Source organism: Cereibacter johrii, assembly GCF_001720585.1.
Taxonomy (GTDB): domain Bacteria; phylum Pseudomonadota; class Alphaproteobacteria; order Rhodobacterales; family Rhodobacteraceae; genus Cereibacter_A; species Cereibacter_A johrii.
On the sequence record NZ_MABH01000233.1, the window covers coordinates 1 to 20,823 of the forward strand.

The 20,823-nt window shown below is 68.0% G+C and carries 20 protein-coding genes and 1 tRNA gene; 4 read left to right on the top strand and 17 right to left on the bottom strand.

Annotated features, from left to right (window positions below; translation table 11 throughout):
- The 6 genes from A9O63_RS19420 to A9O63_RS19445 form a co-directional block, all read right to left on the bottom strand.
- A partial coding sequence (locus A9O63_RS19420; protein ID WP_084296074.1) for a 2Fe-2S iron-sulfur cluster-binding protein occupies nucleotides 1–1,309 on the bottom strand: 1,309 nt, incomplete at its 3' end.
- Entirely contained in the window at nucleotides 1,306–2,556 is a 1,251-nt protein-coding gene (locus A9O63_RS19425) for a complex I 51 kDa subunit family protein (RefSeq protein WP_069333375.1), read from the bottom strand. The genes A9O63_RS19420 and A9O63_RS19425, both read right to left, overlap by 4 nt.
- Nucleotides 2,553–3,026, bottom strand: a complete 474-nt coding sequence (gene nuoE, locus A9O63_RS19430; RefSeq protein ID WP_069333376.1) for an NADH-quinone oxidoreductase subunit NuoE — start codon at nucleotides 3,024–3,026, stop codon at nucleotides 2,553–2,555. Before nuoE ends, A9O63_RS19425 begins: the two co-directional genes overlap by 4 nt.
- Complete coding sequence (gene nuoC / locus A9O63_RS19435; RefSeq protein WP_069333377.1) at nucleotides 3,023–4,765, bottom strand: NADH-quinone oxidoreductase subunit C/D; 1,743 nt, start codon at nucleotides 4,763–4,765, stop codon at nucleotides 3,023–3,025. The genes nuoE and nuoC overlap by 4 nt, the downstream gene beginning before the upstream one ends.
- Nucleotides 4,762–5,379 carry an NADH-quinone oxidoreductase subunit B gene (locus A9O63_RS19440; protein ID WP_069333378.1) on the bottom strand — a complete coding sequence of 206 codons (618 nt, stop codon included), beginning with the start codon at nucleotides 5,377–5,379 and terminating at the stop codon, nucleotides 4,762–4,764. Before A9O63_RS19440 ends, nuoC begins: the two co-directional genes overlap by 4 nt.
- A complete protein-coding gene (locus A9O63_RS19445) occupies nucleotides 5,376–5,762 on the bottom strand; it encodes an NADH-quinone oxidoreductase subunit A (RefSeq protein ID WP_069333379.1) in 387 nt (128 codons plus the stop codon). Before A9O63_RS19445 ends, A9O63_RS19440 begins: the two co-directional genes overlap by 4 nt.
- Before the next feature lie 384 nt (nucleotides 5,763–6,146).
- Here A9O63_RS19445 and A9O63_RS19450 point away from each other — a divergent pair, with 384 nt between their 5' ends.
- Nucleotides 6,147–6,761 (top strand): TRAP transporter small permease subunit, encoded by a 615-nt coding sequence (locus A9O63_RS19450; protein ID WP_069333380.1) that lies wholly within the window; start codon nucleotides 6,147–6,149, stop codon nucleotides 6,759–6,761.
- Nucleotides 6,758–8,560 (top strand): TRAP transporter large permease, encoded by a 1,803-nt coding sequence (locus A9O63_RS19455; RefSeq protein WP_069333381.1) that lies wholly within the window; start codon nucleotides 6,758–6,760, stop codon nucleotides 8,558–8,560. Before A9O63_RS19450 ends, A9O63_RS19455 begins: the two co-directional genes overlap by 4 nt.
- A 153-nt stretch (nucleotides 8,561–8,713) precedes the next feature.
- Here A9O63_RS19455 and A9O63_RS19460 read toward each other — a convergent pair whose 3' ends face one another.
- From A9O63_RS19460 to A9O63_RS19505, 10 genes are all read right to left on the bottom strand, one after another.
- The gene (locus A9O63_RS19460) at nucleotides 8,714–9,811 is read right to left on the bottom strand and encodes a TRAP transporter substrate-binding protein (protein ID WP_069333382.1); all 1,098 of its coding nucleotides are present in this window, start codon (nucleotides 9,809–9,811) and stop codon (nucleotides 8,714–8,716) included.
- 229 nt (nucleotides 9,812–10,040) lie between these two features.
- Nucleotides 10,041–10,112, bottom strand: a tRNA-Thr gene (locus A9O63_RS19465).
- A 223-nt stretch (nucleotides 10,113–10,335) separates the two neighbouring features.
- Nucleotides 10,336–11,769, bottom strand: coding sequence for a mannitol dehydrogenase family protein (locus A9O63_RS19470; protein ID WP_069333383.1), 1,434 nt, complete (start codon nucleotides 11,767–11,769; stop codon nucleotides 10,336–10,338).
- Nucleotides 11,770–11,824: 55 nt separating this feature from the next.
- Complete coding sequence (locus tag A9O63_RS19475) at nucleotides 11,825–12,595, bottom strand: L-iditol 2-dehydrogenase (protein WP_069333384.1); 771 nt, start codon at nucleotides 12,593–12,595, stop codon at nucleotides 11,825–11,827.
- Between the two features lies 1 nt (nucleotide 12,596).
- Nucleotides 12,597–13,595: an ABC transporter ATP-binding protein gene (locus A9O63_RS19480; RefSeq protein WP_069333385.1), complete on the bottom strand. Its 999-nt coding sequence runs from the start codon at nucleotides 13,593–13,595 to the stop codon at nucleotides 12,597–12,599.
- A 7-nt stretch (nucleotides 13,596–13,602) separates the two neighbouring features.
- On the bottom strand, nucleotides 13,603–14,433 hold the full coding sequence (locus A9O63_RS19485; protein ID WP_069333386.1) for a carbohydrate ABC transporter permease: 831 nt from the start codon (nucleotides 14,431–14,433) through the stop codon (nucleotides 13,603–13,605).
- 1 nt (nucleotide 14,434) lies between these two features.
- On the bottom strand, nucleotides 14,435–15,307 hold the full coding sequence (locus A9O63_RS19490) for a carbohydrate ABC transporter permease (protein WP_069333387.1): 873 nt from the start codon (nucleotides 15,305–15,307) through the stop codon (nucleotides 14,435–14,437).
- 102 nt (nucleotides 15,308–15,409) lie between these two features.
- Nucleotides 15,410–16,720: an ABC transporter substrate-binding protein gene (locus A9O63_RS19495; protein WP_069333388.1), complete on the bottom strand. Its 1,311-nt coding sequence runs from the start codon at nucleotides 16,718–16,720 to the stop codon at nucleotides 15,410–15,412.
- Nucleotides 16,721–16,827: 107 nt separating this feature from the next.
- The gene (locus A9O63_RS19500; RefSeq protein ID WP_069333389.1) at nucleotides 16,828–17,781 is read right to left on the bottom strand and encodes a sugar-binding transcriptional regulator; all 954 of its coding nucleotides are present in this window, start codon (nucleotides 17,779–17,781) and stop codon (nucleotides 16,828–16,830) included.
- Nucleotides 17,778–18,464, bottom strand: a complete 687-nt coding sequence (locus A9O63_RS19505; protein WP_069333390.1) for an HAD family hydrolase — start codon at nucleotides 18,462–18,464, stop codon at nucleotides 17,778–17,780. Before A9O63_RS19505 ends, A9O63_RS19500 begins: the two co-directional genes overlap by 4 nt.
- A gap of 168 nt (nucleotides 18,465–18,632) precedes the next feature.
- Here A9O63_RS19505 and A9O63_RS19510 point away from each other — a divergent pair, with 168 nt between their 5' ends.
- Nucleotides 18,633–19,133, top strand: a complete 501-nt coding sequence (locus A9O63_RS19510; RefSeq protein WP_069333391.1) for a YciE/YciF ferroxidase family protein — start codon at nucleotides 18,633–18,635, stop codon at nucleotides 19,131–19,133.
- 193 nt (nucleotides 19,134–19,326) lie between these two features.
- On the opposite strand, the gene A9O63_RS19515 is transcribed toward A9O63_RS19510, so the two are convergent.
- Nucleotides 19,327–19,959, bottom strand: coding sequence for a response regulator transcription factor (locus A9O63_RS19515; RefSeq protein WP_069333392.1), 633 nt, complete (start codon nucleotides 19,957–19,959; stop codon nucleotides 19,327–19,329).
- Nucleotides 19,960–20,242: 283 nt separating this feature from the next.
- Between A9O63_RS19515 and A9O63_RS19520 the strand changes: the two genes are divergently transcribed.
- Entirely contained in the window at nucleotides 20,243–20,770 is a 528-nt protein-coding gene (locus A9O63_RS19520) for a putative pterin-binding protein (protein ID WP_069333393.1), read from the top strand.
- Nucleotides 20,771–20,823 lie beyond the last annotated feature (53 nt).

A 20,823-nucleotide genomic window follows, 5' to 3' on the forward strand; every position in this document is an offset into this window, starting at 1 on the left:
AGAGCGCCACCTCGTCGAGCGCGTCGGGCAGGGGCGTGACCACCGCCACCGGCGAACGGCGGCCTTCGCCCGCCACCCGCACCGCGGCATCCATCCAGTCCGGCACGCCCTTTTCGGCGGCGAGACGCCGCTCGGCGCCGCGGGCGGCCTGCCGCAGGGCAAGTGCGGCGCGCGGCGCGGTGCCGGTCAGATCCTCGCCCAGCACGAGCACCGCATCGGCCCGCTCGATGTCGCGGACCGAGGCGATCCCCGCCGGTCCCTGCCGCAGGATCGCGGCCATCCGGGCCACCAGGGCCGCCTCGGAAGCGCTGCATCCGGCGAAGAACCGGTCTTCGCCCACGAGCCTGCGCAGCGCGAAATTGGTCTCGAGACAGGCGCGGGGCGAGCCGATGCCGATGGCCCCCCGCGCGACGAGGGCACGGGCGCCCGCGATCGCGTCGGTCCAGAGGATCTCGGCGCCCTTGCGGGTGGGATGGGTCAGACGGGCCGCCTCGGCCGCGAGCGCCCCGAACCGTCCCCGGTCGCAGAGAAACGAGCCGTTGATCGCGCCGTGCGTGCGGTTCTGCACCTTGCGGAGCGTTCCGCCGCGCTCGAAGAGGGTGATGTTGCAGCCGACCGAGCAGTTCGCGCAGATCGAGGGCGTCTCGGCCATGTCCCAGGGCCGCGCATAGTGGCGCGACCACCAGCGGTCGTCGAAGACGCCGGTCGGGCAGACCTCGGCGAGGTTGCCGGCGAAGGGGCTTTCGAGCGGGCCGGGTTCGGTGCGGCCGAACCAGACCCGGTCATGCGCGCCCAGAACCTCGAAATCGCGCCCCCCCGCATAGTCGCGGTAGAAGCGGAGGCAGCGGTAGCAGCCGATGCAGCGGTTCATCTCCTGCGTGAGGAAGGGGCCGTGATCCTGATTGCGGTGGGTGCGCTTCGGCACCTCGGCCCGGCGGCGGTGGTGGCCCGAGGCCACCACCATGTCCTGCAGGTGGCAGGCGCCGCCCTCTTCGCAGACCGCGCAATCGTGGGGGTGGTTCACCATCAGCCATTCGATGATCCGGGCGCGGAATCGCTCGGCCTCGGGATCCATGACCTCGACCCGCTGGCCCTCGCGCACGGGCGTCATGCAGGCCATCTCGATCCGGCCTTCGGTATCCTCGGGACCGTCATGGACCCGCACCGCGCAGAGCCGGCAGGCGCCGACCGAGCCCAGATCGCCGTGCCAGCAGAAATGCGGGATCTCGATGCCCGCCGAGAGACAGGTGGTGAGCAGGTCCTTCGAGCCCTCGACCTCGAGGGAGCGGCCGTTGACGGTGATCCTCATGCCCGCTCTCCCTCGGCCAGTCGTGCCTCGAACTCGGCCGCGAACATCGAAAGCCCCGAGGCGAGGGGCGCCATGGCGCCCCCCATCAGGTCGCAGAAGCTGCGCCCGCGGGGGGCGGCCTCGGCGGCGGTCATCTGCAACAGCTCCAGATCCGCACGGCGACCCTGACCCGCGGCGAACCGGTCGAGGATCTTCGCCACCAGCGGCAGCCCCTCGCGGCATGGGGTGCACCAGCCGCAGCTTTCGCGCGCATAAAAGCGCATGTGCCGGGCGAGGAAGCCCACCGGGCAGGCGGTGCCGTCGAGCACGATCAGCATGCCCGTGCCGAACATCGAGCCCGCTTTAGCCACATGGCCGAAGTCGAGCGGCAGGTCGAGCCGGTCGGGGCCGAAGAAGCCGCTGGCGCCGCCGCCGGGCTGGAAGGCGCGGAGCCGCCCGTCGCCCGAGACGCCGCCCGCGCGCTCGATCAGCTCGCGCGCGGTGGTGCCCATCGGCGCCTCGAAGAGGCCCGGGCGCTGCACCCGGCCCGAGACGCCGTAGAGTTTCGTCCCGCCCTCTTCCGTGCGCGAGAGGGCGCGGAAGCGCTGCGGCCCCAAGGACAGGATATGGGGGACGAGCGAGATGGTCTCGACGTTGTTCACGGTCGTGGGCCGTCCCCAGAGGCCCGATTGCGCCGGGAAGGGCGGGCGCTTCCTCGGCACGGCGCGGTGGCCTTCCAGCGCGGTGATGAGCGCGGTCTCCTCGCCCACGATGTAGCGCCCGGCCGAGGGGTGGACCCGGATCGCGAGGTCGCCCAGCAGGCCCGCATCCCGCGCTTCGTGAATGGCACGCTCTACCGCGGCAATGCCGGGGCGGTATTCGTCGCGGATCAGCACGATCGCTTCGTCCGCATGGGTGGCGCGGGCGGTGATGATCGCGCCCTCGATCACCTGATGCGGCAGGGCTTCCAGCAGGAAGCGGTCCTTGAAGGCGCCGGGCTCCATCTCGTCGCCGTTCACGATCAGATAGCTCGGGCCCTCGCCGGGAGAGGTTCCCCGCTCGGGCATGAAGCGCCACTTGCGCCCGGCCGGGAAGCCCGCGCCGCCGCGGCCGTTCAGATGCGCCGCCTCGACCATGTCGATGATCTCGGTGGGCGCCATGTTTCGCGCACGTTCGACCGCCTCGTAGCCGCCCTCGGCGCGCCATTCGGCGAGCGTGTGCGGGCGGCGGTCGGGGCGGGCGCGGCCGGTGAGGGGCAGGTCGGTCACAATCCGTCCTCCAGCAGCGCCGCGACGCCCGCGGGCGAGAGCGGGCCCACGAGGCGCCGGTCGCGGCCCACGACGGCCGCCGGCGCGCGGTCGCAGCCGCCGAGGCAGGCCACGTTCAGAAGCGTGTAGCGCCCGTCGCGCGTGGTCTCGCCGAAGCCGATGCCGAGGCGGCGTTTGAGTTCCTCGCGGACCTCCTCGGCCCCGTTCAGCCAGCAGGAGGCGCCGTCGCACAGAAGGATCACCGTCTTCCCGACCGGATGGCGGAAGATTAGCGAGTAAAAGCTTGCCAGCGCTTCCATTTCCGCGCGATGCACCCCGAGCGTGGCCGCCGCTTCGGCCAGATGGGCATCCGAGACCCAGCCGTGCTCGTGCTGGATCAGCTTCAGCGCCTCGAGCATCGCGGCGCGGGGGCCGCCATGCTCGTCCGAGGCGGCACGGATGCGGGCGAGAAGATCGGGCGAAAGGCTCATCGGTCGACGTCCGACATGACGAAATCAATGCTGGCGATATGGGCCACGAGGTCGGCCACGGTCATGCCGGGCACGATCTTCGGGATCATCTGGAGATGGGCGAAGGAGGGCGTGCGGATCCGCGTCCGGTAGCTCTGCGTGCCGCCATCCGAGACGATGGCATATTGCGTGAGGCCGCGGTGGCCCTCGATCTGGCCCGTGGCCTCGCCCGCGGGCACGACCGTGCCCCAGCTCGATTGCAGGAAATGGGCGATCAGCGTCTCGATGTCCTTCTGCATCGCGCCGCGGGGGGGCGGCGTCGTCAGCGGATGATCGGCCTTCACGGCACCTTCCGGCATGTTCTCAAGACATTGGCGGATGATCTTCAACGACTCTCTCATCTCGTCGGCGCGCACTCGCGTGCGGTCGAAGATGTCGCCGCGCTGGCCCAGCGGCACCTCGAACTCGAACTGCTCGTAGCCCGAGTAGGGCCGCAGCTTGCGCAGGTCCCAGTCGCAGCCGGTGGCGCGGAGGCCGGGGCCGGTGGTGCCCCATGTGAGGGCGGTGTCGGTGTCGTAGGCGCCGACGCCCACGGTGCGGGCGCAGAACAGCTCGGAGCGCAGCACCATCCGCTCGTACTCGTCGAGCCGCGCGGGCATCCAGTCGAGGAAGCCCCGCACCATCGCGTCCCATCCCGTGGGCAGATCCATCGCCACGCCGCCGATGCGGAAGAAGGCCGGATGCATCCGCGCGCCGGTGATGGCGTTCAGGATCTCGTGGCCCTTCTCGCGGTCGGTGAACATGTAGAAGACGGGCGACATGGCGCCCACGTCCTGCGCCATGGTGCCGTAGAACAGCAGGTGGTTCATGATGCGGTAGAATTCGCAGAGCATGACCCGGATCATCTGCGCCCGGGGCGGCACGGTGATGCCGCAGAGCCGCTCGACCGCGAGGAGATAGGGCAGCTCCGAGATGACGCCGCCCAGATAGTCGATCCGGTCGCAATAGGGGATGAACCCGTGCCAGGTCTGGCGCTCGGCCATCTTCTCGGCGCCGCGGTGGTGATAGCCGATGTCGGGCCAGGCCCAGACCACCTCCTCGCCGTCGAGGCCGAGGAGGATGCGGAACACGCCATGCGTCGAGGGGTGATGGGGGCCGAAGTTCAGCACCATCAGCTCCTCGCCGTCGCGCAGCTTCGGCAGGCCGAGCAGGTCGGGGTCGGTGATGGTCGCGCGCTCCTCGGCCTCGAACAGCCGGTCGGTCAGCACGAAGGGCGGCTTCTCGGTCGCCCGCGCGTAATGGGTCTTGAGGAGCGGATGCCCCTCCCATGTGGGCGGCATCAGGATCCGGCGCGTCTCGCGGCCGAAATCGAGGCCGAACATGTCGTGCGCCTCGCGCTCGTACCAGTCGGCATTGGCATAGACGCGGGCGATCGAGGGCGCGCGGCCATGGGTGGCGAGCTTCAGCCTGAGGTCTGCGTTCCGCGCCAGCGAGACGAGATGCGAGCAGAGCGTGATCCGCGAGGCAGGCTGGCCCGGGCGGTGCTGCCGGAGGCTCTCGTCGATGGCCCAGAGATCGGCCAGAAGCGGGAAGGGCGCCGCGATCTCCTCGCGCAGGAAGCGGTGGGCCGCCTCCCAGACCGACGCATCGAGCCAGAGCACCGGAAAGGCCTCGCCCGTGGCCTGTTCGGCCTGGATCGCGGCACCGAAACGGGCGCGCAGCGCCTGACGCGCATCGGGAATGGCTTGATCGAGGCTCATTTCGCCTCCGGATCTGCCAGGCGGCTGACGGCCATGCGCGCCTCGCGCAGCGCGTCGCGCCGCGGGACGGGGTCGAAGGGGCGGGTGGGGCCGGTCTCGCCCATGCGGATCTGCAGCGGCCGCGCCTCGGTCGCGATCTTCGACTGCAGGAGCACCAGCGCCTCCATCAGCGCCTCGGGGCGGGGCGGGCAGCCGGGGACATAGACATCGACCGGCAGGAAGCTGTCGACGCCCTGCACCACGGAATAGATGTCATACATGCCGCCCGAATTGGCGCAGGCGCCCATCGAGATCACCCAGCGCGGCTCGCGCATCTGGCTGTAGAGCCGGTAGAGCGGCACGGCCATCTTGCGGAAGACGGTGCCCGACACGATCAGCAGGTCGGCCTGCCGCGGGGTGGAGCGGATGACCTCGGCCCCGAAGCGGGCCTGGTCGTAGACCGGCGTCAGCGCCGTCGCCATCTCGACATAGCAGCAGGACAGGCCGAAGTTGAACGGCCAGAGACTGTGCTTGCGCGACCAGGCCACCAGATCGTCGAGCCGCGTGAAAAGATGCGAGGCCGCCATGCGGTCCTCCGGCGCCTCCGCATCGGGGCGCCCGATGGTCCAGCTCATGCCCGTTCCTTCCGCGGTCCGGTCTCGAGCGCACCCTCCATCCAGAGCCAGGCGAGGGCGGCGAGCAGCACGAGGATGAAGATGGTGGCGGCGACGAGCGCGCCCCGGCCAAGCTCGAGCGCCGAGACCGCCCAGGCGAAGAGCACCGCCACCTCGACGTCGAAGATCATGAAGAAGACGGCCACGAGGAAATATTGCGTGGCGACCCGGCCCCGCGGAGGGGCCCCCGCGGGTGCGCCGCTCTCGTAGGTGCCGAAGCCGTCGCGGGAGGGCTCGCGCAGGAGGCCCGCCACCAGAAGGATCCCGGCCACGGTGGAAGCCACGATTGCGAGGTGCAAGCCGAGGGCGGCCCGCGGATCGAGGCTGTTCATCAGGTCGAGCATGGTCTTGCGTCCTTCCGGGCGGGAAACGGACTGGCGAGGAGAGCCTTCGGCCCCGTCCTGTCCGTCTCTATCATCCGCTGATTACCCATTCGTTTGGCCCATGCGCCTTGATCTGCATCAGAAATTCTCAGATAGGCCTCGAGGACGCACGCAAAAGGCGAAGGGTCTGCGCCAAGACGTCGCGCCCCCACGGCTGGCGCCCCGTCTCTCCCGCGCCCGCCCAAGGATTGGACGGCGCAGGCCGCCGTCCGCCTTCGCCCGGCGGAATGCGGCTTTCCGCAGGGCGCGGGACGGGTCCGCGCATTGACGCATGGGGGGGGCTTCGACATAGGTAGCCCCGGGAACCGGCACTTTTCCACAACGAAACCGGGGAGAGGGAGGAACATGGGAGGGCTACTCGGCCTGTCGCGGTCGATCGACCGCATGAACGAGCTCATCGGCCGCGGGGTATCCTGGCTGATCCTGATTGCGATCTTCATCAGCGCAGGCAACGCCACGGTGCGGAAGGTGCTGAACACCTCCTCCAATGCCTGGCTCGAGCTTCAATGGTATCTGTTCGGCGCGGCCTTCCTGTTCGCGGCGGCCTACACGCTCAAGCAGAACGAGCATATCCGCATCGACATCGTCTACGGGCTCTTCTCGCGGCGGGTGCAGCACTGGATCGACCTTTTCGGGCATCTGGTCTTCCTCATGCCCTTCGTGCTGCTGATGCTCTACTACCTCGGCCCCTACGTCGAACGCTCCTGGAGGACGGGCGAGGTCTCGACCAATGCGGGCGGCCTGACGATCTGGCCTGCCAAGTCCCTGCTCCTGATCGGCTTCTTCCTCCTCGCCCTGCAGGGCCTGTCCGAGATCATCAAGAAGATCGCCGTGATGCGGGGCATCATCCCGGATCCTGCGCCCTTCATCTCGGCCCATGAGGCGGCCGAGCGCGAGGGCGAACTGCTCGCGGGCGACGCGAAGCTCAGCGACCCCCGGCCGGGCGAGGTGCGGAAATGATGGAATTCATCGCGGTGAACATGGCGCCGATCATGTTCGCCTCGCTCGTGGTCTTCCTGCTGCTGGGCTATCCGGTGGCCTTCGCCCTGGCGGCCAACGGGCTTTTGTTCTTCTTCATCGGGGTCGAGCTCGCGCCGCTGTCGGAAGGGACGATCAGCCTCGGCTGGAACCTCCTCGGCACCATGCCGGACCGGTTCTGGGGGGTGCTCTCGAACGAGACGCTGCTGGCCATTCCCTTCTTCACCTTCATGGGCATCGTGCTGGAACGATCCGGCATGGCCGAGGACCTGCTCGACACGATCGGCCAGCTCTTCGGGCCCATCCGCGGCGGGCTTGCCTATGCGGTCATCATCGTGGGGGCCCTCCTTGCGGCCACCACGGGCGTCGTCGCGGCCAGCGTCATAGCCATGGGGCTGATCTCGCTGCCGATCATGCTGCGCTATGGCTATGACCGGCGCATCGCCTCGGGCGTCATCGCGGCCTCCGGCACGCTGGCGCAGATCATCCCGCCGAGCCTCGTGCTGATCGTGCTGGCCGACCAGCTCGGCCGGTCGGTGGGCGACATGTACAAGGGGGCGCTGATCCCCGGCCTGGTCCTCACCGGGATCTACATGGGCTATGTGCTCGTCATGTCGATCCTGAAGCCGCAGTCGATGCCGGCGCTGCCGCTCGAGGCGCGCACGCTGGGCTCGGGCGTCACGTCGCTGATCGTGGCGCTGGCGGTGGCGGCGGGCGTGGGCGTGGGCACGCATTACTGGTTCGCGGACGCCTACGGGGCCAAGAATGCGGACATCCTCGGCGCGGTGGCCGGGATCGCGGTGATCTACATCGCCGCCATCCTCGACCGGGCCGCGGGCGGCAAGCTCATGTCGCGGCTGGCGCAGCAGGTCATCATCGTGCTGATCCCGCCGCTTGCGCTGATCTTCCTCGTGCTGGGCACGATCTTCCTCGGCATCGCCACGCCCACCGAGGGCGGCGCGATGGGCGCGGTGGGCGCGCTCCTCCTTGCGGGGATCAAGGGGCGGCTGAACCTCGGCGTGGTGACGCAGGCGCTGGCCTCGACCACGCGGCTCTCGGCCTTCGTCATGTTCATCCTGCTCGGCGCGCGGATGTTCTCGCTGACCTTCTACGGCGTGAACGGCCATATCTGGGTCGAGCATCTGCTGACCTCGCTGCCGGGGGGCGAATACGGCTTCCTGATCGCCGTCTCGGTGCTGGTCTTCCTGCTGGCCTTCTTCCTCGACTTCTTCGAGCTGGCCTTCATCATCGTGCCGCTGCTGGCGCCTGCGGCCGAGGCGCTGGGGATCGACCTGATCTGGTTCGGGATCATCCTCGGCGTGAACATGCAGACCTCGTTCATGCACCCGCCCTTCGGCTTCGCGCTGTTCTACCTGCGCTCGGTCGCGCCGCGTCAGTCCTACATCGACCCGGTGACCAAGGCCCGCATGGCGCCGGTGACGACGGGGCAGATCTACTGGGGCGCGGTGCCCTTCGTTTGCATCCAGATCGTGATGGTGGCGCTGGTCATCCTGTTCCCGCAGATGGTCATGCACTACAAGGGCGCGCCGGTGGATACGTCGAACGTGACCATCACGCTGCCGCAGATGCCGAGCCTCGGCGGAGGGCTGGGGGGTGGTCTCGGGGGCGGTCTGGGCGGCGGTCTCGGCGCTCCGTCGGGCACGGCTCCGGGCGCGCCTGCGCCGGGCGGGCTGGGAGCGCCTCCGGGCCTCGCTCCGGGCGGGCTGGGCGTGCCGCCGGGCCTTGCTCCGGCGACCCCCGTCCCTCCGGCCGCGAACTGAGCGGCGGCGCAATCCTTCGTTCCAGAGACCGACGGCGGCCCCACCCGGGGCCGCCGTTTTCCGTCGGAGGGGGGCCGGGCGCGCCTGCCCCTGTCGCCCATGAAAAGACCCCGGAGCGCGGCTCCGGGGTCCTCTTTCGCGCGGTGCTCGGGCTCAGAGCTTGCCGGCGTTCTGCTGCACCATCATGAAGGTGTCGTAGTTGTATTCGGCGATCTGCGCCCAGGTGTAGTGCTCGGAGCGGAAGGCCTTGATCGACTCCCAGATCTTCTTGAAGGCGGGGTTCGAGGCTTCCATCTCGGCATAGACCTCGTTCGCGGCCTCGAAACAGGCCTGCAGGATCTCGGGGCTGAAGGGCCTGAGCTGCGTTCCCTGCGCCACCAGCGACTTGATCGCCGTCGGGTTCTTCCAGTCGTAGAGCTGGAGCATGTTCGCATCGGCCGCGTGGCAGGCGGTGCGCAGCAGCGACTGATAGGCCGGGGTCAGACCCTCGTAGGCGCTCTTGTTGAACATGAAATGGACGGTCGGGCCGCCTTCCCACCAGCCGGGATAGTAGTAGTAGGGCGCCACCTTGAAGAAGCCGAGCTTCTCGTCGTCATAGGGGCCGACCCATTCGGTCGCGTCGATCGTCCCCTTTTCCAGCGCCGGATAGATGTCGCCGCCCGCGATCTGCTGCGGCACGACGCCCAGACGCTCCATCACCTTGCCCGCAAAGCCGCCGACCCGCATCTTCAGGCCCTGCATGTCGGCCACGGTGTTGATCTCGCGCCGGAACCAGCCGCCCATCTGCACGCCGGTGTTGCCGCCCGGGAAGGCCACGATGTTGTGCTGCGCGAGGAACTCGTTGTAGAGGTCGATCCCGCCGCCATGGTAGTGCCAGGCGTTGATGCCGCGCGCCGAAAGCGAGAAGGGCACGGCCGCGGCCAGCGCGAAGGTGGGATCCTTGCCCCAGTAGTAGTAGCCGACCGTGTGGCAGCATTCGACGGTGCCTTCGGTCACGGCGTCGGCGGCCTGCAGGCCGGGCACCAGCTCGCCCGCCGAGAAGACCTGGATCTGGAAGTTGCCGTCGGTGGCTTCCGACAGCATCTTCGACAGCACCTCGGCGCCGCCGAAGATCGTGTCGAGCGATTTCGGGAAGGAGGAGGCGAGCCTCCAGGTGACCTTGGGCGCGGACTGGGCAAGGGCCGGCGCGGCGAGGGCGCTCGCGGCGGCCCCTCCCACGGCGGCCTTGGTGATGAATGAACGACGATCCATGGCATTCCTCCCTTGTGGACGAGGCGGGCCGGCTTCTGTCCGCCGGCTGCGCGCTGCGGGCAGATTACACCGCAAGGGGCGGCTGTCCAGAACCGAGGCGCGCGGCTTTCCGCAAGCCGTGGCAGAGGCTTGGAAAGGCGGAAAAGGGCGCGGCGTGGAAGCGGGCAGGTGCCTTCCGAAGAGGCAGTCCGGGCCCTGAAGCGGGGGCCGGATGCGGGGGAAGATCGCGTGCCCCGTGTCCGATTTGAACGAACGACCTTCGCTTTACAAGAGCGCTGCACTACCACTGTGCTAACGGGGCCACGCCCGCTCTCTCTACCCGAGGGCCGCCGCCTTGACAAGTCCGGCGCCTCGCCCGGAAGCCAGGCCCCGCTGGCTGTGGCGCCGGACATTCCGCCGCCCCCACAAGAGGTTAAGGGGACGAGAGCCTCGGGATGGCGCGGGCCTTTCGCCTTGCGGCGCCACGGAGCGCGCCGCAAGGGCGGGGGCTTCGCTTCGCGGCCCCGACTGGCTGGGCCCGCGGATCAGGCCGCGAGGAAGCGCCGCAGCACCGCCTCGGCCCCGTCGCGCCAGACCGCCTCGAGGGCTGCCGCGAACTCGGCCGCCAGAAGATCGTTCTGCGCCAGATCGCCGTAGACCTCGGTCATCGCGAGCCACTCGGCCGGCGTCTCCTTCGCCCGCCGCGCCCGGTCCTGCAGCGCCGTCCAGTTCGGATCGTTCGGCTCGACCACCACGCCCGAGTCCGTCGTGCCGTAGCAGTAGCGGCACCAGAGCGCCGAGAGCAGCACCAGCCCCTTCGGCACCGTGCCCGCCGCCAGATTGTCGCGCAGCGACGGCACGATGAACTTCGGCTGCCGGTTCGAACCGTCGAGGCAGAGCCTGCGCGTCGTGTCGGCGATCTCGGGGTTCGAGAAGCGGCTCTCGATCAGGGTGAGATAGTCGGGGATGCTGGTGTCCGGCACGGGCGCGACATGGGGCAGGATCTCCTCGACCTCGACCTTGTGCAGGAAGGCCGCGATCAGCGGATGGGCCATGGCCTCGTGCACGAGCTGGATGTCCATGAGCGCCGACGGATAGGCGATCACCGCATGGCCCCCGTTCAGGATGCGGATCTTCATCGCCTCGTAGGCATGGACATGCGGGGTGAAGGTCACGCCCACCTTCTCGAGCGCGGGACGCCCGGCGGGGAAATGATCCTCGATCACCCATTGCCGGAAGGGCTCGCAGGTGACGGGCACCGGATCGGCGAGGCCGAAGCCCTGCGCCAGCTCGCGCTCGTGCGGGCCGGTGGCGGGGGTGATGCGGTCGACCATGCCGTTCGGGAAGGCCACCTGCGCCTTCACCCAGCCCGCCAGCTCGGCGTCGTAGAGTTCGGCCAGGCCCACCACGGCGTTCCGGGTGACATGGCCGTTGCCGGGCAGGTTGTCGCAGGACATCACGGTGAAGGGGGCAATGCCCGCGTCACGGCGGGCGCGGAGGGCGGCGAGGATCGCGCCGAAGGCGGTTGCGGGCCGCGCAGGCTGGGCCGCATCGGCCACGATGTCGGGATGGGTCGGATCGAAGGCGCCCGAGGCGTCGACATAATAGCCGCCCTCGGTCACGGTCAGCGAGACGATGCGGATGCGCGGATCCGACATGGCCTCGATCAGCGCGGCATTGTCGGCCTCGACCGGCAGGAAGCCCACCATCGCGCCCACCTGCCGGGCCCGGTGGCCCGCCGGATCGAGCTCGATCACCGTCGAGAGATTGTCCTGCGCGGCCAGAGCCTCGCGCATCCGCGCATCGGTCGGGCGGACGCCCGCGCCGAGGATGGCCCAGTCGTGGCCCTCGCCCAGCGCGAAGAGATCGTCGAGATAGACCGCCTGATGAGCCCGGTGGAAGTTGCCGACGCCGATATGGACGATGCCGGGGGTGAGCGCCTTGCGGTCATAGGCGGGGCGGGTGACGGAGCGGGTCATGGGATTACCTCGGATAGGGGGCGCGTTCGACGGGGGGAGGGCCGGGCCTTGGGCCTCAGCTCATCCAGTTGCCGCCGTCGACGTTGTAGGTCTGGGCCACGATGTAGTCGGCCTCGGGCGTGGCGAGGAAGATCGCCATGCCGGTCAGGTCCTCGGCGCGGCCCATGCGGCCGAAGGGCACCGCCTCGCCGACCTGACGTTTCTTCTCGCCGCGGGGCAGGTTCTCGTATTCGGCGAACTTGGCATCCACCCCGTCCCAGTGCTCGCCGTCCACCACGCCCGGCGCGATGGCATTGACGTTGATCCCGTGGCGGATGAGGTTCAGCCCCGCGCTCTGGGTGAGCGAGATGACGGCGGCCTTGGTCGCGCAATAGACGCCCACCAGCGCCTCGCCGCGGCGGCCGGCCTGGCTGGCCATGTTGATGATCTTGCCGCCCCTGCCGCCCGCGATCATCGCCCGCGCCACCGCCTGCATCATGAAGAGCGTGCCCGAGACGTTGATCGCGAACAGCCGGTCGTAGCTCTCGCGGGTGATCTCGACGATGGGCGCCAGATCGAAGAGGGCCGCATTGTTCACGAGGATGTCGATGCTGCCCCAACGGTCGAGAAGCTCGGCCACACAGTGGTCGATGCTGGCCTGATCGGTCACGTCGAGGGCGATGGCGCAGGCCGCGGGGCCGATCTCGGCCGCGGTGGCGCGGGCTGCCTCGAGGTTGATGTCGGCGATGGCCACGCGCGCGCCTTCACGCACATAGGCCTCGGCGAAGGCGCGGCCGATGCCGCGCGCCGAGCCGGTGATGAGGGCGGTCTTGCCGTCGAGCCGCATGTCAGAGCGCCTTTCCGTCGGCGCCGAAGCGGTGGATCTTGTCGGCCTGCGGCGTGAGCCACACCCGGTCGCCGTGGTGGACGCCGAACTCTCCGCCCGTCCGCACGGTGAGGGTTGGCATCCCCGCGACATGCACATGCAGGAACGTGTCCGAGCCGAGATGTTCCGAGACGCCGACCTCGCCCTGCCACGCACCCGTCTCGCGCGAGAGGTCGATATGTTCGGGGCGGATCCCGATGGTGGTGGCGCCGTGCTTGGCGGCCTCGGGCCCCTCGATCAGGTTCATCTTCGGGCTGCCGATGAAGCCCGCCACGAAGAGGTTCGCGGGATTGCGGTAGAGCGTGAGGGGCGAGCCCACCTGCTCGATCCGGCCCGCGTTCAGCACCACGATCTTGTCGGCCATGGTCATGGCCTCGACCTGATCGTGGGTGACATAGATCATCGTGGTCTCGAGCGACTGGTGCAGCTCGGTGATCTCGAGCCGCATGTTCACCCGCAGCGCCGCATCGAGGTTCGAGAGCGGCTCGTCGAACAGGAAGGCCGCCGGCTCGCGCACGATGGCGCGCCCGATGGCCACCCGCTGCCGTTGCCCGCCCGAGAGCTGGCCGGGGCGGCGGTCGAGATAGTTGGTGAGGTTCAGGATCTTGGCCGCGTTCGACACGCGCCGCTCGATCTCCTGTGGCTCCATCTTCGCCATCCGCAGCGGGAAGGCGATGTTCTTCTTCACCGTCATGTGCGGATAGAGCGCGTAGCTCTGGAACACCATGGCGAGGCCGCGCTTCGCGGGCGGCATCTCGGTGGCGTCGCGCCCGTCGATCATGATCTGGCCGTCCGACACATCCTCGAGGCCCGCGATCAGGCGCAGGAGCGTGGATTTGCCGCAGCCCGAGGGGCCGACGAAGACGACGAACTCGCCATCCTCGATGTCGAGGTCGAGCGAGGGGATGACGACCGCCTCACCGAACCGCTTCTGGACGTTGCGCAGGGTTATCTTGCCCATGTGGCCCTCACTTCACCGCGCCGAAGGTCAGGCCGCGGACGAGTTGTTTCTGGCTGAACCAGCCAAGGATCAGGATCGGCGCGATGGCCATGGTCGAGGCCGCCGAAAGTTTCGCGTAGAAGAGGCCCTCGGGGCTGGAATAGCTCGCGATGAACTGCGTGAGCGGGGCCGCCCGCGAGGTGGTCAGCTGCAGCGTCCAGAAGGCCTCGTTCCAGGCGAGGATCACGTTCAGAAGCAGCGTCGAGGCGATGCCCGGCACGGCCATCGGCGTGAGGATATAGAGGATCTCGGAGCCGAGCGTCGCCCCGTCCATCCGCGCGGCCTCGAGGATCTCGCCCGGGATCTCCTTGAAGTAGGTGTAGAGCATCCAGACCACGATCGGCAGGTTGATGAGCGTGAGCACGATCACGAGGCCGATCCGCGTGTCGAGAAGGCCCGTGTCGCGGAAGATCAGATAGAGCGGGATGAGCACGCCCACCGCCGGCATCATCTTGGTCGACAGCATCCACATCAGCACGTCCTTCGTCCGCCGGCCCGGCACGAAGGCCATGGCCCAGGCGGCGGGAATGGCGATGACGAGGGCCACGAGGGTCGATCCCAGCGAGATCACCACCGAGTTCATGAAGTGGCGTGCGTAGTTCGACCGTTCCTGCACATCGGCGTAGGATTGCAGGGTCCAGTCCGAGAAGAGCATGGCGAAGGGCGCCTTGATGGCGTCTCCTTCCGATTTGAAGCTCATCAGCACCGTCCAGAGGATCGGGAAGAAGATGAGGAAGGCGATCGTCCAGGCGGCGAGCGTGACGATCAGCGTGCGGCTGGCTGAGGTGCGGCGTGACATGTCAGGCGTCCAGATTCTTGCCGATCATGCGCATCAGGAAGATCGCCACGATATTGGCGAGCACCACGGCGACGATGCCGCCGGCCGAACCGCCCCCCACGTCGTAATTCAGGAGCGACTGCGCATAGACGAGGTAGGTGATGTTGGTCGAGGCCGTGCCGGGTCCGCCGTTCGTCGTGACGAGGATCTCGGCGAAGACGCCCAGAAGGAAGATGGTCTGGATCAGCACCACCACGGTGATGGCGCGCGTCAGGTGCGGCACGGTGATGTGGAGGAACCGGTCGAGCGCCGAGGCGCCGTCCATTTCGGCCGCCTCCATCTGCTCGCGGTCGAGCGACTGGAGCGCCGTCAGAAGGATCAGCGTGGCGAAGGGCAGCCACTGCCAGGCCACGATGCCGATGATCGAGGCGAGCGGCGCCTGCGACAGGAAGTCGAACGGCTGGAGGCCGAGGCCGCGGGCGATATGGGCGAACATCCCGTTCACGGGATTCATGAACATGTTCTTCCAGACCAGCGCCGAGACGGTGGGCATGACGAAGAAGGGCGCGATCACCAGCACGCGCACGATGCCCTGACCCCAGAAGGGCTGATCGAGCAGCAGCGCGAGCAGGACCCCGCCCACCACGGTGATGACGAGGACGCCGACCACGAGGAGGATCGTGTTGGTCAGGGCCGCGGAGAAGGCCGGATCGGTCAGGAAGTAATAGTAATTGTCCCAGCCGGTGAAGCTCTCCATCCCCGGCATGAGGAGGTTGTAGCGCAGGAAGCTGAAATAGAGCGTCATCGACAGCGGCACGATCATCCACAGGAACAGGAGGATCACGGCCGGGGAAATCATCAGACGCGCCGCAGTCTTTGAATGCTGGGTCGCCATGGAGGCCTCGGGGCTGATGGGGCGGAAAGGCCTCCGGCGGTTGCGGGCCGGAAGCGGCAAGCGCGTGCGGGCCGGCCGCTCAGGGCCGGCCCGCGGAAGGGCTCACTTGATGTAGCCCGCGCGGGTCATTTCGCGCGTCGTGAACTGCTGGGCCGCCTGAAGCGCCTGCTCGGCCGACATCGAGCCCGCGAGGGCCGCCGAGAACTGCTGGCCCACGGCGGTGCCGATGCCCTGGAACTCGGGGATCGCCACGAACTGCACGCCGACGTAAGGCACCGGATCGACCGCCGGGTTGGTCGGGTCAGCCGCGTTGATGCTGTCGAGCGTCATCTTCGCGAACGGCACCTTCTGATATTCCGGGTTCTCGTAGAGCGAGGTCCGCGTCCCCGGAGGCACGTTGGCCCAGCCTTCCTTCGAGGCCACCAGCTCGGCATAGTCCTTCGAGGTCGCCCAGGCGATGAACTGCTTGGCGGCCTCCACCTTCTGCGAGCCCGCCGGCACCGCGAGGTTCCAGGCCCAGAGCCAGTTGGCGCGCTTGCCCTTGCCGGTGTCGGGGGCGAGCGCGAAGCCCACCTTGTCGGCCACCGTCGATTCCTCGGGGTTGGTCACGAAGGAGGCGGCCACCGTCGCGTCGATCCACATGCCGCACTTGCCCTGCTGGAACAGCGCGAGGTTCTCGTTGAAGCCGTTGTTCGAGGCGCCGGGCGGGCCGTAGTTCGTCATCATGTCGAGATAGTCGGTCAGCGTGGCCTTCCAGGCCTCGCCGTCGAACTGCGGCTGCCAGTTCTCGTCGAACCAGCGCGCGCCGTAGCTGTTGGCCATGGCGCTGAGGAAGGCCATGTTCTCGCCCCAGCCGGCCTTGCCGCGGAGGCAGATGCCGTAGACCTCGGCATCCTTGTCGGTCATCTTCTGCGCGGCTTCCTTCACGAAGTCCCAGCTGGGGGCGTCGGGCATGGTCAGCCCCGCCTTCTCCATCAGGTCCTTGCGATACATGATCATGGAGCTCTCGCCGTAGAAGGGCGCGGCATAGAGCTCGCCGTCGACGGTCAGGCCGTTGCGGATCGCGGGCAGGATGTCGTCGGCATCATAGTCCGGCGGAAGGTCGTTCAGGCTCACGAGCCAGCCCTGCTTGCCCCAGATCGGGACCTCGTAGGTGCCGATGGTCAGCACGTCGAACTGGCCGCCCTTGGTGGCGATGTCGGTCGTGACCTTCTGGCGCAGCACGTTCTCCTCGAGCGTCACCCACTCGACGGTGATGTCGGGGTGCTGCGCGTTGAACTCGGACATGAGCCCCTGCATGCGGATCATGTCGCCGTTGTTGACGGTCGCCACGGTGATGGTTTCGGCGCCGGCGGCGGACGAGAGCGCAGCCACGGCGCACGCGCCCATCAGGGCGCGAAATCTTGCGGTCATCAGTATCCTCCCTGGCCTGCACGGTGAGCATTATTTCGTGCGGCGAATAATTACTCACCGAGGGCCGGCAGCCTGTCAATGACTTTTTGCCGCGCCTTTTTGCGGTTTCAGGACAGGAGTGCCTGCGCCGTGAGCTCGTCGGTGATCAGGCCGTTGAAAAGACGGCCCCTTAGGCCTGCGTGCAGCGCCGCGAGCTTGCGCTTGCCGCCGGCGATGGCGACCGCCGTCCGATCTTCGGACAGTTCGACACGAACGCCCGCAACCCGCTGATTGATGCTGGTTTCGAGGTAGCGGCCCTCCGAGTCGAAGACCCATCCCGCCACCTCTCCGACCGCGCCCAGATTCTGCATCTCGGCCAGTTCGTCGGGCGTGATGAACCCGTCCTTCAGGAGCGGCGCGTCCTCGCCCATCTGTCCCAGCCCGACGAAGGTCACATCGGCATTGCGTGCGAGTCGCAGCACCGACTGCACGGGCTTGAGCGCATGAAACAGCTCCCGCTCCGCCGCATCCTGCGCGATGACGGGCATCGGCATCGGATAGTGCGGCGCGCGCACGCGGTCGGCGATGCGGAAGATCACATCGTAGTAGGAGGCCGAGCCATCCGCCGAGATGTTCCCGTTGAGCGACACGATCTTGTGCTGCTCGCAGACCATCGAGGTCATTTCCTCGACGGTTGCGCGCAGCGACCGGCCGGTGCCGAAGGCCACCACCATCGGCCGCTCCGAGCGCAGCACCCGCTCCACCTCGGCGGCGGCGGTGGGGGCGATCGAGGGCAGGGGATCGACCTCGGACCCGAGGCTCGGCGCCACGCGGGCCAGCTTCAGCCCGAAGCGCCGGATGAGCGCGGCTTCCAGATGCAGGCAGCCCGACACCCGATGCTCGAGCCGGACATGGATCAGCCGTTCGGAGATGGCCCGGCTCACCAGCCGCTGCGCCCGCTGGCGCGAGGTGCCGAGTTCGCGCGCGATCTGGTCCTGGGTCAGGCCTGCGACGTAATAGAGCCAGCCCGCGCGTGCGGCGTCGTCGAGGGGCGTCGGCTCGCTTTCGGGCCGGTCGATCATGTCAGGGTCTCGCAGTTGGCCCGGCGCAGGCCGGGCAGGGTCTCGTAGAAACGGTCGAAGCTGTCGAACCGCCGGTGCGGCCGGGCATCGGGCGCATCCTCGGGGGAACGGGTCGCGAAATGGCTGCCGCCGGTGAAGCGCCAGACCTGCATCCCGGCCGCGAGGCCTGCGCGCACGCCGGGCTCGGTATCCTCGATCACGAGGCAGCGTTCGGGCGCGACGCCCATTTCGGCCGCGGCGAGCAGGAACAGATCGGGCGCGGGCTTGCCGCGCGCCACCTGACTTGCGGTGAAGCAGCGCCCCTCGAAGAGGGCGGCGAGGCCCGTGATCTCGAGCGAGCGTGTGAGCCGGGCAGGCGTGCTCGATGTGGCGAGGCAGAAGGGCACGGCCAGTGCGCGGACGGTCTCTGCCGCGCCGGGCATGGGCCGCAAGCCGGTCTCGAAGGCCGCCAGCAGCCGGGCGCGTTCCTCGGTCTGGAAAGTTTCGGGCAGGGTCACGCCGAACTGGCGCTGCACGACCTCCTGAACGACGGGGAAGCTGCGACCCAGAAAATGCCGATGCACGAAGGCCTCGTCGACCCGCGCGCCCGCCCGGTCCAGCTCTGCGATGAGGACGGCCACGGCCAGAACTTCCGAATCAACCAGAACCCCGTCGCAATCGAAAATGACAAGCCCGATATCCATCCGCAGACACTAGGCGAGCGCCGTTCGCCGAGTAAAGCGGCTTGATGGGCCGCTTCCGGCCGCTTCGCGGGCACCGGCGGGAACATTCCCCAGTGCCCCCCGTTCGTCTGGCGATCCGGTGGCCACGGCCATGCGGGAAGTTCGCAACCAACATGAAGGAGATGCCATATGGCTCTGTTCTCGAAAGACATCCGCTCGATGGACGATCTCTATACCCATATGCTGCAGGACATCTACTACGCCGAGCAGCAGATCGAGAAGGCGCTGCCGAAGATGATCGAGAAGGCAGGAGACGCGGGCCTGCGGGAAGGGTTCGAGCATCATCTCGACGAGACCCGCACCCATGTCTCGCGGCTCGAGCGCGTGTTCGCCCTGCTGGGGCAGGACGCCAAGGGCACGACCTGTCCCGCGATCGACGGGATCATCAAGGAGGCGAACGAAGTGGCGGGCGACATCGCCGAGCAGGACGTGCTGGATGCGGCCCTCGCCGCCGCGGCTCAGGCGGTGGAGCATTACGAGATGACCCGTTACGGCACGCTCATCGCCTGGTCGAAGGAACTGGGGCGCACGGAAGTGGCGTCGATCCTCGAGCAGACCCTGTCCGAGGAGAAGGCGGCCGACATGAAGCTCACGAAGCTGGCCGAGGCCCGCCTGAACCGGGCGGCGTGACGGACTGCGGGAGCGGCGCCCCGCGTCGCTCCCGCCGACTGCCCGCGCGGCTTGCGCTGCGGGGTCAAGGCGCTCGATCCCCCCGCGGAAGCCTCGTGGCGTAGAAGAGGACGGGAGTGCTGCCGCGGCGCGCGGTGGCCTGCCAAGGGGCGGCCGGGAACTCGATGAGAGGTTCGGACGGCGTCGAGGGCGCTCAGATGATGCCGAGGTTGCGCGCCGTCACCACGGCCTGCGTGCGGTTCGTGGCGCCCAGCTTCTTGCAGATCGACTTCACATGCATCTTGATCGTCGGTTCCGCGAGATTAAGGCCGTGCGCTATCTCCTTGTTCTGGCGGCCTTCCGCCAGATAGGACATGACGAGCATCTCCTTTTCCGTCAGCCGTCCGCCCGAGCTGTCGGGGGCCTGACGCCGGTCGCGCGCCAGCTCGAGCGGCAGGTAATGCTCGCCCGCATGCATGAACCGAATGGCATTGCCGAGGCTGCGCACGGGCGTCGTCTTGAGCACGATCCCCGAGGCGCCGGCCGCAAGGATCTCATCCACCATCCGCGGGGTCGGGTTCGACGTCAGGATCGCGACCGGCTTGCCCGCGGACAGCTTGATCGCCCGCACGAGGCCGGCGACACCGTTCATTCCGGGCATGTTCAGATCGAGGAGCGTGACGTCGAAGGGCCCGTGTTCCTTGATCCGCTCGAGAGCCTCGTCGAGGCTCTTGGCGGTCTTCACGGTCATCTCCGAGGATGCGGTCAAAAAGAGCGAGAACATCTCGACGACCATCTCGTGATCGTCGGCAATGAGAACGCTGAGCTTTTGGGGCGTCTGGGTCATGGTACGCTCACTTCTATCCTGCACGCAAACCTTCGGGGGCCTCGGCCGTGCCGGAGGAGTAGTCTCCGAAAAGTCGAGCCTTCCTCCCTAAGCTGCACACATCCGAAAAAATGAAAAGAGACAAGTGGCGTGGCATGGCTCTACTCTCCCGCGCCGATTTCATGACATTCGTTGGGTCAGTATATATGCTTAGGTATATTAGCGCATTCTTAAGCGGTGCTGTCTAAGCAAAGCTTGCTTGGTATTGATGCTCGCGAGGGCATTTGTGCAATGGAGATGTGGAATGACCCCAGCCGCGGGAAGCTTCCTGGCTGTTGTTCTTGCTGTCTCGGCCGCAGGTGCTCCGGCCCTCGCGACCCAGACGGATGTCCTGCCGGCCCCGGTCGAGGCTCCGCTCCTCACCGTTCAGGGCGCCATCGGCGTGACGAACGCCGAGGGACGGGCGGAGTTCGATCTGCCGATGCTTCAGTCGCTGCCGGCGCGCAGCTTCCAGACCTCCACGGTCTGGACCGAAGGGCTGCACGAGTTCAAGGGCGTGCCGCTGCGGGCGCTGCTCGAACGGCTCGGGGCCGCGGAGGACGCTTCGGTGTCGGCGGTGGCCATCAACGACTATGCCGTCGAGATCCCCGCCTCCGCCATCGAGGACGATGCCCCGATCATCGCCTATCACATCGACGGTGCGACCTTCTCGCGCCGCGAGAAGGGACCGCTCTGGGTGATCTTTCCGTATGACGAGGATGCGCGCTACCGCTCCGAGGTGACCTACGGGCAGAGCATCTGGCAGCTCGACAGGTTGACCGTGCGTCCATGATCGACCGCCCCCGCATACCGGACGGAGGCGAGCGGGGAGCAGAGGTTCAGGCC

Excerpts from the sequence above, each read along its gene's own strand:
- nuoC (WP_069333377.1), bottom strand. The coding sequence starts at position 4,765 with ATGAGCCTCGATCAAGCCATTCCCGATGCGCGTCAGGCGCTGCGCGCC.
- A9O63_RS19440 (WP_069333378.1), bottom strand. The coding sequence starts at position 5,379 with ATGAGCTGGACCATCGGGCGCCCCGATGCGGAGGCGCCGGAGGACCGC.
- A9O63_RS19490 (WP_069333387.1), bottom strand. The coding sequence starts at position 15,307 with ATGGCGACCCAGCATTCAAAGACTGCGGCGCGTCTGATGATTTCCCCG.
- A9O63_RS19470 (WP_069333383.1), bottom strand. The coding sequence starts at position 11,769 with ATGACCCGCTCCGTCACCCGCCCCGCCTATGACCGCAAGGCGCTCACC.
- A9O63_RS19505 (WP_069333390.1), bottom strand. The coding sequence starts at position 18,464 with ATGGATATCGGGCTTGTCATTTTCGATTGCGACGGGGTTCTGGTTGAT.
- A9O63_RS19520 (WP_069333393.1), top strand. The coding sequence starts at position 20,243 with ATGACCCCAGCCGCGGGAAGCTTCCTGGCTGTTGTTCTTGCTGTCTCG.
- A9O63_RS19450 (WP_069333380.1), top strand. The coding sequence starts at position 6,147 with ATGGGAGGGCTACTCGGCCTGTCGCGGTCGATCGACCGCATGAACGAG.
- A9O63_RS19445 (WP_069333379.1), bottom strand. The coding sequence starts at position 5,762 with ATGCTCGACCTGATGAACAGCCTCGATCCGCGGGCCGCCCTCGGCTTG.
- A9O63_RS19510 (WP_069333391.1), top strand. The coding sequence starts at position 18,633 with ATGGCTCTGTTCTCGAAAGACATCCGCTCGATGGACGATCTCTATACC.
- A9O63_RS19455 (WP_069333381.1), top strand. The coding sequence starts at position 6,758 with ATGATGGAATTCATCGCGGTGAACATGGCGCCGATCATGTTCGCCTCG.
- A9O63_RS19485 (WP_069333386.1), bottom strand. The coding sequence starts at position 14,433 with ATGTCACGCCGCACCTCAGCCAGCCGCACGCTGATCGTCACGCTCGCC.
- A9O63_RS19480 (WP_069333385.1), bottom strand. The coding sequence starts at position 13,595 with ATGGGCAAGATAACCCTGCGCAACGTCCAGAAGCGGTTCGGTGAGGCG.
- nuoE (WP_069333376.1), bottom strand. The coding sequence starts at position 3,026 with ATGAGCCTTTCGCCCGATCTTCTCGCCCGCATCCGTGCCGCCTCGGAC.
- A9O63_RS19500 (WP_069333389.1), bottom strand. The coding sequence starts at position 17,781 with ATGATCGACCGGCCCGAAAGCGAGCCGACGCCCCTCGACGACGCCGCA.
- A9O63_RS19515 (WP_069333392.1), bottom strand. The coding sequence starts at position 19,959 with ATGACCCAGACGCCCCAAAAGCTCAGCGTTCTCATTGCCGACGATCAC.
- A9O63_RS19460 (WP_069333382.1), bottom strand. The coding sequence starts at position 9,811 with ATGGATCGTCGTTCATTCATCACCAAGGCCGCCGTGGGAGGGGCCGCC.
- A9O63_RS19495 (WP_069333388.1), bottom strand. The coding sequence starts at position 16,720 with ATGACCGCAAGATTTCGCGCCCTGATGGGCGCGTGCGCCGTGGCTGCG.
- A9O63_RS19475 (WP_069333384.1), bottom strand. The coding sequence starts at position 12,595 with ATGCGGCTCGACGGCAAGACCGCCCTCATCACCGGCTCGGCGCGCGGC.